General features: G+C 41.5%; 8 protein-coding genes. 1 reads left to right on the top strand and 7 read right to left on the bottom strand.

The window, feature by feature from the left end; translation table 11 throughout:
• Nucleotides 1–60 precede the first annotated feature (60 nt).
• Complete coding sequence (locus tag BM739_RS02800; protein WP_076537056.1) at nucleotides 61–882, top strand: rhamnogalacturonan acetylesterase; 822 nt, start codon at nucleotides 61–63, stop codon at nucleotides 880–882.
• 604 nt (nucleotides 883–1,486) lie between these two features.
• Here the strand turns inward: BM739_RS02800 and panP are convergent.
• From panP to BM739_RS02765, 7 genes are all read right to left on the bottom strand, one after another.
• Nucleotides 1,487–3,136 carry a pyridoxal-dependent aspartate 1-decarboxylase PanP gene (panP, locus tag BM739_RS02795; protein ID WP_076537054.1) on the bottom strand — a complete coding sequence of 550 codons (1,650 nt, stop codon included), beginning with the start codon at nucleotides 3,134–3,136 and terminating at the stop codon, nucleotides 1,487–1,489.
• Between the two features lie 133 nt (nucleotides 3,137–3,269).
• Nucleotides 3,270–4,430 (bottom strand): glycerate kinase, encoded by a 1,161-nt coding sequence (locus BM739_RS02790; RefSeq protein ID WP_076537052.1) that lies wholly within the window; start codon nucleotides 4,428–4,430, stop codon nucleotides 3,270–3,272.
• 286 nt (nucleotides 4,431–4,716) lie between these two features.
• Complete coding sequence (locus BM739_RS02785) at nucleotides 4,717–5,292, bottom strand: hypothetical protein (protein WP_076537050.1); 576 nt, start codon at nucleotides 5,290–5,292, stop codon at nucleotides 4,717–4,719.
• 205 nt (nucleotides 5,293–5,497) lie between these two features.
• Nucleotides 5,498–7,585, bottom strand: a complete 2,088-nt coding sequence (locus BM739_RS02780) for an MtrB/PioB family decaheme-associated outer membrane protein (RefSeq protein WP_076537048.1) — start codon at nucleotides 7,583–7,585, stop codon at nucleotides 5,498–5,500.
• A gap of 12 nt (nucleotides 7,586–7,597) precedes the next feature.
• The gene (locus tag BM739_RS02775; RefSeq protein ID WP_076537046.1) at nucleotides 7,598–8,587 is read right to left on the bottom strand and encodes a DmsE family decaheme c-type cytochrome; all 990 of its coding nucleotides are present in this window, start codon (nucleotides 8,585–8,587) and stop codon (nucleotides 7,598–7,600) included.
• Nucleotides 8,588–8,669: 82 nt separating this feature from the next.
• Nucleotides 8,670–10,661: an OmcA/MtrC family decaheme c-type cytochrome gene (locus tag BM739_RS02770; protein ID WP_076537044.1), complete on the bottom strand. Its 1,992-nt coding sequence runs from the start codon at nucleotides 10,659–10,661 to the stop codon at nucleotides 8,670–8,672.
• A gap of 367 nt (nucleotides 10,662–11,028) precedes the next feature.
• A complete protein-coding gene (locus BM739_RS02765; RefSeq protein WP_139326802.1) occupies nucleotides 11,029–13,332 on the bottom strand; it encodes a hypothetical protein in 2,304 nt (767 codons plus the stop codon).
• Nucleotides 13,333–13,631 lie beyond the last annotated feature (299 nt).

The following is a 13,631-nucleotide window of genomic DNA, read 5'->3' as shown; positions in this document are numbered from 1 at the left end:
AGGGCTGTAACACACAGACGTTAGATGGTCTTTGTACGAGCTGGCATAGTAGGAGACACTATGGGATATGTAAAATATTTATTGCGAGGCATGCTGTTTTTGAGTCCTATGACAGTACTTGCTAATGAGCTGCCAATGCATGTGTACATGGCAGGTGATTCAACCATGTCGATCAAAGATATAAAAGATTACCCAGAAACTGGCTGGGGAATGCCGTTTAGCACTTTTTTTGATGAAACTATTGTAGTGGATAATCGGGCTAAAAATGGTCGAAGTACTCGTACCTTTATCAGCGAATTACGTTGGCAAGGCGTAATTGAACAACTTAAAATCAATGATATTGTGATTATTCAATTTGGGCATAATGATCAATCAAAACATAAACTAGATAGATATACACCACCTGATGAATTTGTCACCAACTTAACCCAGTTTATCAACGACGTTCGAGAACGTCGAGGGTTGCCGCTGTTGATGACACCGATCACTCGTCGTAATTTTGATGAGCAAGGCAAAATAAAAGATACTCACCCCATTTATGCCGATTTAGTCAGAAGGGTAGCAAAAGAGACACAAGTTGATTTTATTGATATGGAGCGAGTAACCCAAGCGTATTTTCAATCTTTGGAAGATGCAGGTTCAGCGATGCGATTTATGCACCTAGCTGCTAATGTTCATCCTAATTACCCCAATGGTGTCACAGACAATACCCATTTAAATGAATTAGGTGCACGAGAAGTTGCGCAATTAGTGTTAGCCAAGCTTCGTGAAATTGACCATCCATTAGTAAATCACCTAAGAAAGCCAGATCCCAAGCATTTAAACTTGTCCGCGCCAACGGAAATAGATAACTCTGCGCAAATTGGCATTACGATAAACTAGAAAGAGACTTTCTGGCTAAATACAGCCGATTTAGTGCTTTTTAGTTGATTAAACCGTTAAAGTAGTCTCCCTGCGTGAATAGCTCATGATGCTGATTAATATGAATTAAGAGCTTATAAATATGCCTTATCGGAGCTGTGTACTAGGCGGTTAATTTACCTTGAAAACTATTGCAGTAGTCCTAGCAATGCCTGTTGTGAGGTTTGAGGAGCCGCTTAATTTGTTATCTCAAAAGATAAGTTGGGAAAGCACGCTCTATTACAACAATTGAACATTTAACTTGTTACTTTATTGAGCTAATTCAAAAATGGCGAATCGGTCATCAAAAATAGTGCGCTGCAGATGTCAGTTGTTAAGTGGTACTGGTTTAACCGTTGCTTTTTGGGAGCGCGACTTCAGCTATTTGGTTTAAAGCCAGCAGAGTACATTGTTACTCTAATTGATAATGAGGGTACCTATTTATGATGAGGTTTCTAAAACAAGAAAGCTTGTTCGTTGCTGTATTTTAAATAAATATTCCACACAAAGACGAACAAAGACCCATAAATAAGCCCACTTGATGTGGGCTAATTTTATTGGTTAGGTCACTTGCAGGTAAAATTAATCAGTAAGCTTTTGCTATGGCTAATAACTGCGGTAAAAACTCGTTATCCAATTTGGCAATTTCGGCTTGTTCGGTTAATACATCATGTAAAATTTCATGGGTAGTAAGCGGGTTTGCTAATACCACTCTAAATACCGTGACGATTTCACGGTGGTATTTTGCTGGTTTTATTCTGGTACGTGAGACAAATGATTTACCTTGTTCACGTTGGTGCTTTTGAATAAAGCGGGTTAAGCGGTCAAGCAAGTAATTACAGCGCTCTACAGTATTTACATCACCATTGGCTAATGCTTTATCAATTGTTAGTTGAACAGTCTTAGGCACGTAACGGTAAGTTAAAATACATAATTCAGGCTCTGTGATAAGCTCAAAATTTTCATCTGCAGCAATATGTGATGCGAAATATCGGGCCATTTCTAGGCCGTTGTTGATTAAAATCTCATAACCGTCGCCGCCAATGATCTGTAAACAAGCATGCACTAGCATTGCCATGCCAGGCCGGGAGCCTTCAAGGGTTTGACTTCCTAAATCTTTAGAGCCAACTCGCAAAATATACTCGGCATGATGGGCAATGGCGTGGGCAAGCTCTGGGTCTTTAAATAACACCATGCCGGCGCCCATAGGCACGTACATTTGTTTGTGGGCATCAATAGTGACCGAGTCGGCTAATTCAATACCATCGAGTAAATAGCGGTATTTGTTCGACAGTAAACTGGCGCCGCCCCAAGCGGCATCAACATGAAAGTGGCATTGGAGTTCACTTGCAAGTGTTGCAAGTTCAACCAGTGGGTCAATATTACCGGTTTCGGTGGTGCCTGCAACACCGACAATAGCCATCACCTTAATATTGTCTTTAGCGAGCTTTAATGCGGTTTGACGCATGGCTGCTACATCGACTTTATTGTCCGCTGTGGTGGGGATACTGATGATGTTGTCACGACCAATACCCAGTAAGTCAGCGGTTTTACCAATTGAGTAATGACCGCGCTCAGACACTAAGATGGCTAAATCATCATATCCATAGTGTTTTAATGCTTTGGGTAATCCTTCACGGTTAATGCCTTTAAAATTACCATCAGCTTTTAGTAACTGGTTTCGTGCTATCCATAATGCGGTGATATTGGCCACCGTGCCGCCAGAACAAAATGCGCCAAGGGAGTAATCAGCGCTGTGCATCCATTGCTCATAAAAGTCAGTGTCTTGGCTGTAAATTAAGTGGTGCATCATCCCCAAAACTTGGCGCTCTAGTGGGGTAAAGGCTTTAGATGTTTCGATTTTGACTAAGTTCTGGTTCAAGCCCACCATCATTTTAGACAAGGGTAAAACAAAGTAGGGCAGCGCTGATGTCATATGACCGATGAAGCTCGGCGCCGAGGTATGTACCGAGTGTGCGACCAAGTTTTGCATTATTTCGTCGGTATAATCAGACACAAAACGAGGCGAGTCAGGAATTTGAAACGCTTTAAAGTCAGTTTCAATAAGTGATAATGGCTTTTCTAATGCCGCAATACTCTTACCTAAAAAGCCCGCTAAGTCTTCAGAAAGTTTCTGCTCGATAATGCTTAAGGTTGAGTCGGCGTCTTCTGGTACGGTAAAAATACGCAGAAGACTTGCCTCTGATGCTTGTGCTATGCGGTCGTTTTTGGTCATTAACTGGTGCCATCATTTTTTATTCTTGGGCCATTAATGTGCTAAATATATTGATATAAGCGCTTTCATGGCCATTATGAGGGCTAACTTTACTGCAAGGATTATTGCTCAGCAAGTTTTTAACTCAAACTGTCTATTTACCCAGCGATAACTGATAAGTTGCGGCGATATTCTGCGCAGTTTTCGCCAGATTGTCATGGGCGTTAGCTAGAATATCATCCAGTGGTGCTAATGACGGAATAATAGGAAATATCGCTGTCATGCCTTGAGCTAAAATAAGCTCGGCGCCATCACCAAAGCAGCCAGCAATGCCAATGACAGGTACGTCTTGATGTATAGCTTGTTGTAGCACCCCCATTGGGGTTTTACCGCCTAATGTCTGGCTGTCCATGCGGCCTTCACCGGTGATCACCAGATCGGCGCCAGCGATAGCATCTGCAAGCTTCACCGTGTCAATGACGATATCGACCCCCGGCTTTAGCTTGGCATTGAGTAGTGTCATCACCCCATAGCCCATACCGCCGGCTGCGCCTGCGCCAGGAAACTCAGCCAGCTCAGTTGTCGTTGTAAGTGAATGAGTTGCACAAACCACCTTGGCAAAGTGGGCTAATGCAGCATCAAGTTCTGTAACCATCTGTTCATCTGCGCCTTTTTGAGGACCAAAAACAGCGGATGCGCCATTAGGGCCGCATAGCGGATTATCTACATCACAGGCCACCTCAATTTTACATTTCGCCAGTAACGGGTGAGCTGATGCATTATCAATTTTTGCAAGTTCGGTTAACCCCAAGGCGCCATAACAAATAGGCTTATTTTGTGCTGTAAGTAAGGTAAAACCTAACGCCTGCGCCATACCTGCACCCGCATCGTTTGTCGCACTGCCACCTAAACCTAAAATAATATGTTTTATGCCGCGATCTAAGGCATCTTTTATTAGTTCACCAGTGCCATAACTGGTCATTAGCATAGGGTTACGATTCGAACGTTCAACGTAATTTAGACCTGATGCTGCGGCCATCTCAATCACGGCGGTCGCAGTTTGAGCATCTTGATTAATGATGCCGTAATGAGCGTTTACAGGAGTGCCTTGTGGCCCTGTGACTTGCATGCTGATAATTTCCCCTTGGGTCGCGTCAACCATGGCCTGCACTGTACCTTCGCCTCCATCAGCCATAGGCACTTTACAATACTCTGCATTAGGAAATACCCGCTTAAAGCCTGCTTCGATGGCATTAGCAACACCTAAGGCGCTGAGGCTTTCTTTGAAGGAGTCTGGCGCAATGACAATTTTCATAGGTGTCCTTTCCTTGTAGTAACTTAGTGATTAGCGTTTAAACCTGAGCTTATGAATAAATTAGCAGTTAATGTATGTTTGATAAATGCTTAAAACGAAGCAGCTATTGAAAAATTCTATTATTGCTATTGGATAAGTGGATATTAGCCATAACGCTGGGTTTGATAGGGGCAGGACTTGGGGATAGGACTTAGGCTAGGATCAAAAATGAAAATGGGCACTCATCTCATGATAAATGCCCATAAATAGGTAATTCAGCTGAAAACCACCAAAGCGTAGCTGAAGCTTAGGCGAGGGCAATTTGGTTAAACAACTGGAATAACCAATAGCCAAATAAACCGTAGCTGGTTAACAGTGTCAATATGGTCGAAAACTTTGCCACTGGCGCAATAGGCGTTTGTTTTAAGGCTAAGTGGCACAATACAATAGAAAAAAGACTGATTGGGGCAACAATAATGCTTAAAGGCAAAATAATAATCGCCCCTGTTAGTAGTATTAGCGCCGATTGCATACAAGGCACTTTTTTATTGGTTAACAGCAGTGGCACTAACGCTGCACCAAAGGCTAATAACACAGCGCCCAAATATAAAATAAATTGTGCTAAGGATTGATACTCGGCAATAAAGCCAATTAACGCAATAAGCGGAAACACTAAGCTCAGTGTGACATGCTTTTGGCTAACGCTTTTTTGTACGTATAAGCCTGCAAAATAGCAGCTAGCTTGCGCGATAGCATTTACGCAAGTAAAGGCCATTAAAGCAATGAAGATAAGAATGCTGTTATTGGTCATAACGGTCGAACTGGCGGCAAATGCCGGAAATGCAACCAGTGAGCTAAGCAGAACAATTGATGTTTTTTGCATAATAATTTGGCTATTTCTACTGTATGAAATCAAAGATAGTGGCACTAGCAGTAAATTTTAATCGACTATTAGTGTAATAGCTTTTGTTAATTTAGTAATTGCAGATTATTTGTAGTTTATTGATAGTTACTGCACAAAACGTTAAATTTCTGGCAAAAAAAAGCCTGCTATATTGCGATAGCAGGCTGGTATTTTTTACTTAGTTTTATAATTTGTAATTTACACTTAACATAATCATATGTGCAGTGTAGTCATGGCTATTACTGCCAAAACTCATTACATTCCAAATGGTATCTGGTTGGATATCATTGGCAGCATCATTATCTAAGTACTTTTCAATTTTGTAGTCTAAACGGACAGCCATTTTGTCAGTGGCTTGGTATTGACCATATAAATTGACGTTGTGCACTTTAGCAAAGTAGTCACCGTAGTTGCCAGTAACATTTTGGCGAACTTGAGTCGTACTGTCAGATTCTGAATAGGTGTAATCTAAACCTAAACGTAAACGGCTATCCATTAAGTTGTTGTAACTTAAGTTTGCACCGACAACATCGATAGTATCTTCAATATCAGCTTCCCAAGTTGGACCTGAGAATGTGCTACTACCCGCTTGTTGTGACTCAATGATTTGATAATTATAAAATGCATTTAACATCACATCTTTATTAAACATGTAGTTAAAATTGATATCGTAACTGGTGTCTTTCGACTCAGTTAAGCCAATTTCAGTATCAGTGTAATCATCAAGTGCGTAACGCGCGCCAAAATCGATGGCTAATGCTTCAAGAGGGCTATAGCTCACACGTGCTTCAACCATACTACGGTCACGATCTGCGATGTAGTATTTACGTAATAGGTCGTTATTTTCTGAAGAGGTCCACTCAGACGCTTGGTAATCTGAACCATCGCGGCTGCCAAAGCTACCTTTAACCCACATGTCCCATTTATCAAAACTGTTTAAACGGTAACGGGCCCAAACTGTGCTTTCTTCAGTGACTTCACGCTCAGAATAACTACGTTCATCACGATTATAGTCAACACCGGCATCCAGTTTCATACCACGGCTAATGCGGTAATCTGCAGCAAGTTTCGCTCTATGAGTGGTTTGATCGTATGGCGTGTTATAAGCCACTTGACCGTTAACATCATTGATGCTGATTTGAGTCCACTCTTCGATGTTGGTGTTGTTGTCGCGATCTGAGTAGTCGTAGCTACCAGTAACACGAACTTCACGGTTGATACGCTTAGCTGCTTTTAACGTTAAGCCAGTGATATCAACTTTGGCATCGATTGATTCAGTTGGAACGCTGTAACCATAGCCTGAGGTGACTAAATCTTGATCTTGAGTCATTTGACCAAACATCAAACGGCCACTGATCGCTGCGCCATTTTCATTGTATTGACCTAATAACGACACAATATGTGATTCGTTGTCAGGGTCTAATGACATATAACCACGGGTTTGACCACCAAAGGTTGGGTTAAAGGCATTGTCATAGCTTAACTGGGCATTATCATTTTTAAAGATAGAACCGTCATAGTTAAGGCTAGTGAACCAGTTAGCGCCTCTAAATTTAATACCCGCATTGATAGTATCAGTCGTGTAATCAACAGGCTCTGCAATTATCATAGATTGATTGAAAAAGCTACCCGACGCCGTTTTGGTGCCGGTTTTTTCTTCACGTTGATAATTCACATAAGTGGTGAATAGTGACTCAGTTTGATATTCAAACCCTAAACCTGCACGTTCACGTTTAAGTGACAATTCAAACGGGTTTAAGCTGTTACCAAGCTCAGTCATACCATCGGTAGAACCAGCAGTAACCCAGCCATCAGGCAAGGTTAAGTCGTTACCACCAATACCACTGTATGGAGACATCACGGTATTAGAGCTATAAGTAGCAATTGAGCGATAATTTAGGTTAAAGTTATATTGGCCTAATTTGCCAACATTGACATCTAAACGGCCATTGTCTAGGCCTAAATCGGTAGCTTCAACTTTAGCGCGGTAGCCTGATTTACCAATATAGTTAATATCAGCATCAACTTTAGGAGCAAACTCGTTGCTGCTACCAAATGCATTGGCAGAGTGAATATCGTCTTCGCTGTTATAAGCAACGCCTACACCCACACTACCTGTTACGCCAGTTTCTACAGCACAACCTTTACAAACCCACTTGTCATATTTGACTTTGTCTGTGTTGGCATTACCGACACCGTAACCATCAGCTGCCATTGCAAAACCTGCATTGGCTACTAGCGCTAAGGTGATTAAGTTCAGTTTAAATTTCATAGTCGTACATCCTTAACGCTGAAGTAATTTGCCAGAAGGGTGGTTTGAACCATGTACTTGGCTATGACAATTTAAACAACTGCGGCCACCAGTAAAGGCATTATCACCAACATTAGAACCCATTCCTGTATTGCCTAAGTAAGCATTGCTAGCATGACCATCGCTGGCATGACATTGCTGACATAGCTGAGGAGCACGAGTTTTTAGCATTCCTTCGTTAACTGAACCATGTGGGTTATGACAACTTACACAGTTTTCTGTCACTGGCGCGTGTTCCCAAAGTTTTGGACCACGTTTCTCAGCATGACATGAGTAACAGGTTTCATTCACACTTGGTTTAACAAGATCTGAATCAGCCATGCTGCCATGTGGGTTGTGACAATCACTACAGGTCATTTGGTCAAACTTCATTGGATGACTTGAGCGTTTGTTGATGTCTGTTTTAACTTTGACGTGACAGCTAGTACAAACTTCCATTTCAGTCTTTTTAGACAAAATAGGGTCGTTTGCAGTATGAACACTGTGACAAGATGCACAAGAAACATCAGCATTATCATGATGGCTGGTATTCCATGACATACGTTCGTCATCTAAGTGACAACTGATACAAACACTGTTTTGCTTTTCTGGAGATAACGTTGAGTCAGGTCCAAAAGCAATAACAGGCTCATTACCACCACGGTTATGTTTACCCATAGGGCCATGACAAGCTTCACATTGAAGGCCAGCCATCGGGCTTTTTGACGATTCAATTGCGCCATGAACACCTTTGAAGATATCCATAACTTTTTCTGAACGCTTATGACACATTAAGCATGAGTCAGCGCCTTTAGGTGAATAACTCCCTTCTTCGAACTTTTTATCAAGTACGGCTTCAACTTCGTCAGGTGTCATTTTTGCATCCCACTTCGACGCATAAGCCGAGTGAGACATCCCAAGAGATAGCAAAACAACTGCCATAAATGTCGGGATTAAAGTGTTTAATTTCATTTTAATTTTCATAGTGAGGCTTCCCAATCTATCCATGATGTTGATGTGATTTATGTAATTTAAGGGAGAAGCAAGCTTCTCCCTTAAGCGTAAATTACATCTTTATCGCAGTGTGATCGAAAATGGTTGGTGCGTGACAACCCATACAGAATTCAAGAGGAGCAGAGTCAGTTGCTTCTTCGAAAGACCCATTTACAACACCGCCTTGACCTTCAGCATGAAGCTTGATTTCTTCAAAGCCATGACAAGAAGCACAAGTTGCTGTGATTGGGGTAGTGTATAAAGTACCAGAATAATTAGGGTTATCTGATGCTAGTGCACCTTTAAGCTTGAATGCATCCAAGTTGAAGTCATTATGACACTGCGTACAATCGCTAATGATACCTTGCTCGCCATGAACACTGTGAAGTTTCATTTCAAGCGCGCCTTGGTTACCACCAGAAGCGTAAGTACCATCAGGGGTATGACAAGCCACACATGCATCAACACCGACAACGACTTCACCGTCAGCATTTTCGCGTCCTAATTGTTCGGTCATTACGAAACCAGCATGATGACCTTTATGGATTTCAAATGTTTCACCATGACAGTTTTCACAGGTATTAAACGCTACAGAGTTAGTGTGGCGCATGCTTGCTGCTTCACCAGAGAAAGTACCGAAAGTCATGTCTGCTTTCATGCTGGTAGTCATGACATCATCACCACACGCAACAGCAGAAGTACCATCGTTACACATTTCTAAACCAATAAAGCTGAACGCTGTATCAGTATCTTGAATGCCAGCTGGTGAATCAACACCAAATGGTAAAGAAGGGATAGTGTATTCTAAGTTGCCATCAACAATTGTTACAGCTTCTTGTAATTCACCAACACTAACTAAGTCAACCGCAACTTTAGCTAATCCACTAATAGGGCTAGGGTTGTAACCCATTACTGGGAAGTTAGGGCCGACATTGGTAATAGTTTCAAGGCGTTGAATTTGACTCACTAAACTTGTTACATCAATAGCATTGCCAGAAGCATCAGTAATAGAAACTGAAAGCTTAGCTGATTTGTCTTCATTAACAGTCAGGGTTGAATTCATACCGTACATGTCGATGAAGGCTTTTTTCTCAGTAAAGCCACTAGTGTGGATTTCTTCTGTCCAGCTGGCATTGTGACAGGCGATACAGTTTGAGTTATCAGACTGTTGTGGGTGACCTTGGCCTGCTAAAAAGTCGATGTCGTTGTGACAACTTGAACACGTTTCCATAGTTGGAACGCGAGTCCAGTTACCCCATTCAGTTAACTCTTCAGACTCGACGTGACAGTTTTGACAGTTATCTTGAACGATGTTGTGTGCAGTTTCAGCACTTTTGTCCATATTGCGACCATACATCTTGTTGTTATTATGGACATTATGAATGAGGTGGTTGAAACCAACTTGTACTTTTTCTTTTTCTTCAACCATTTCATCAGTATGGCAAGAAGTACAAGTATCAAGAGAAGTGTAGCTATGGTAAATGCTTTCACCTTCAGCATGACATGCTTGACATGCTTCGGTGCTTACAACATTTTTAGTATATTTGGCGTCGTAACCTTCACCGTCAAAATCTTGAGTGAACTCAGTACGAGGTACCGTTGTTGTACCATCTAATAAAGTACCCGCACTTGCGATTAAGTTATAACGCTGAGTTAGCTCTGGGTTAAAGCCTTCAGTTTCAATTGTGAAGCTGTAAGTGCCGTTTTTATTATCGGTGAATTCGTTTTGAGAGCCAATAAACTGCCACTCAGCACTGTTACCAGCACCTGTTGCCCCAGCTGGAACAAGTTGCACAGCCTTTTTAACTTCAAAAGCGGATAATCCGACTACTGCTTCATCATCTTCATTAGTCGCAAAAACCTTAAGCGTTGGGTTATCACCTTCATACGTTACTGAAAGGACTTCAAGCTTAAGTTGTTGGATAGCTTCAGCTGGTTCACCACCTGGAAGACCAGGGTTACCATCTTTACCATCATCTCCGTCACTGCCACAGCCGGTTAAGGCTACGCTTACTGCACTTGCTACAAGCATCAGTGCTAATTTGGAATGTTTCTTGTTCATCATTTGTCCCTGCATAGTAAGACATTGTTAAATTTGGCTTGGCTTATTTTGTGTTGCCTAGATACTTAGTCTATTGAGCCAATTTAACTTTTTGGATTTTAAATTCATCAATATAAGATTAATCCACAACCTGAGAAAAATCTTTATATGTCGACCGATACTGTGAAGCGGATCAGTCTATTTATAAAGAGGTAGCTGTTTTAGCCGCGATAAAGCTGATTTCACGCCTTAATACAAATCCATACTCATTTTAAATTATCGTGAATAAAAAATTATATTGATTTTACAGTCTTAAAACTAAAAATCCCCCTACCAAATAAATTAGCAGAGGGATATCGTTAATCAATAAAAAGTAAACTTAACATCACTTTTACTGAATACCGTGTACTTCAGCAATTTTGCTTGCACTATGACATGTTGCACAGCCTTCTTGAGCCATTTGTGCATCTTCATAAGTACCTGCAACTACACCACCATTATTAGTGATGTGAGCCTCTGCTGATGCAGAGCCACCGCCAATTTCATAACTGTCAGAAACGTGACATGAAGCACATACACCAGCTTGGGAGCTAGAGAACGTTTCATCTTTTCTGTTCCAACGCATAGGAGTAGAGCGAGCATTCTCTAGACTATAGTTAGTGTCACTGTGACAAGCAGTACAATTATTACTACTTACTAAGTCTTGCACATCTTCACGACCATGAGCCTTGCCATAAGTACCATGTACACGAACTACCATACTGTTGTAATCACCAGCTTCATGACACTGGGCACAAGTATGTAAGTCAGCATTACGGTAATGATAACCACTTGAGCGAGCAACCATATCGTTGTTATGACAGCTTGAACAGTTTTCATAGGCAGCGGCACTTACGCGCTCTGCACCAGCGCTGCCATCTAATTTCAAGAATGTTGTTTTAGCTGCATTTGGACTTAAAACTGCGCCACAGCTCATTGAGCCTGTTCCATCGTCAGTTAATGGAGAAAGTGTAGAGCTCTTGTTTGCAAAACAAGTGCTAAAGCTTGAAGTGATTGCTAAATCAGCTCCTGAAGTAATAGTCTCTGCTAAAGAAGGCAATACATAATCAGCTGAAGTCGCATCAACCGTTACTAAGTAAGAGCCATCAGTATTTTGTGTTGCGCTACCCTTAGTACGTGAAGCTAAATATGCATCAGGAGCTGCAGAGTCAATAGCATTAACATAAATGGTGACGCTAGGAACAAACTCACTTGTTACAGCTTCTTCGCCTTTCATCAAGTTCATAGTGAAGGTTAGGGTAGAAGTGCCCTCTGTCCAAACAAGGTTAGAATACGTTGCTTCTACCAGTTTGCCCGCTTCAGCTGCTGCTTGATTACCAAGCTCATCATGGCCTGCAATATGCCGGAAAGCACCACCAGCAGAACGAGATCCTTGAGCATCGTCAGAGTTATGACAAGTAACACAACCTACGTAGCTTAGCCCATCTTCAGTTTCTTCAGTCTTACCACCGTTATGGTAGTCACCATGACAGTTTTGACAGCTATCAGCATCTTGATCAGCAAACCAATCTAATGCATGGATCGTTACACCTTCTGGAAGTGTTTCTTCTGTAGTGGTGTAATCAACATGACAGGTATCACAGTTGGACATTGATGTTGGGAAGTTGAGCGGGCCTTCAGGGTTACCTTCAGAATCAAGAATCGCACCATCATGTTTATATGAGAATGCAGGGTTCTTTAATGGGTCTTTATTAGCAATCACACCAGTAGTTGTGTTTGTTGCTAATTCAGCAAACTTATTCAGTAAGCGGCGGTCAGTTTCAGTCGCACCAGTATGAATTCCGTGAACTAGACCTTTGATAGAACCGTCATAGGTAAATTCATTGCCATCAGTATCGGTGCCAGTATAAAGGGTGTAATCAGTGTGACAGAAAACACATTCTGCCGCAGTGTTACCTCTATCTGAATGTCTTATGTTGTCTTGGCCAACATGACAGTTTGTACATGTTTCCATGTTGGTAACTAATTTAGGGGCGCTAACACTTTCTTCAGTAGCTGGCTCCCAATAATATTTACTATTGGTATTAAGCTGGTTTGTACCTGCCTTAGACACACGCAAGAATATGCCTTGTGTTTTAGTGTCATCATAACCGTAGTCAAGCGCCAATGTATTAATTGGAGTAGGTACAGTTAAACTGTATTTACCTTGACCTAAATAGGTCAAACATTCAGTGTCTTCAGGGCAGCTTGAAAGGCTCCAAGAGCTAGATCCGGCAATATACTCACCTTTTTCTTTATTCATGTAAGATAGCCAGATTTCTCTGTCGCCATCTCCACGACTTGTTACAGTGCCAGCATCAGTCTCGTAAGATAAGAATGCTTCTTCACGTGTACCCATTCGACCGAAGTTAAGGCTAATAGGCTTACTCTCTAAGGTGTCTAAACCAGTAATGGCTACACCATTAGGGTTAGTCAGTAAGAACTCAATAGTTAAAGACTCTGCTTCAGCATCGTATTTAGCAAGTTCGACTTCAGTTTGTAATGCAGATGCTGCATTGATGTTGATTGCAACTTCGCCATCTTCACCGTCAGTACCGTCTTTGCCATCACTACCACAGCCAGTCAATGCAAAAGCTAATAGCCCCGCACTGAATACCGCTTTGGCAGTCGTGTTTAAATTAAATTTATTCATCATTTGTCCCTGCAAGAGATTTTATTTTCACTTGATCCTTCATCATAAAACCAAGCGTATGGATACTATCCAAACTTATCCGAAATAAGCCCTACTATTTTAATCACTTGTCTATGGCGCCACCGTGATTAAGATCTTAGTATTCCGAAAGGAGTACTTCTAAATTCTGCAATTTACAACTTATTGTTTTTAAGTTGTTAAGTTGCCGCTAATTAACGGTTGCCTGCTTTAGGTTTTCCTGTTGATTAGCAATCAAACTCAGTTTGATATCCAATTTCAGTAAGCTCTAGTATCTGCAATGA

The sequence above is a fragment of the Shewanella sp. UCD-KL21 genome, assembly GCF_001957135.1.
In the GTDB taxonomy this organism is placed as follows: Bacteria; Pseudomonadota; Gammaproteobacteria; order Enterobacterales; family Shewanellaceae; genus Shewanella.
Note: the sequence above shows the minus strand (reverse complement) of the source record. Positions and strands in the feature narration are given on the sequence as shown.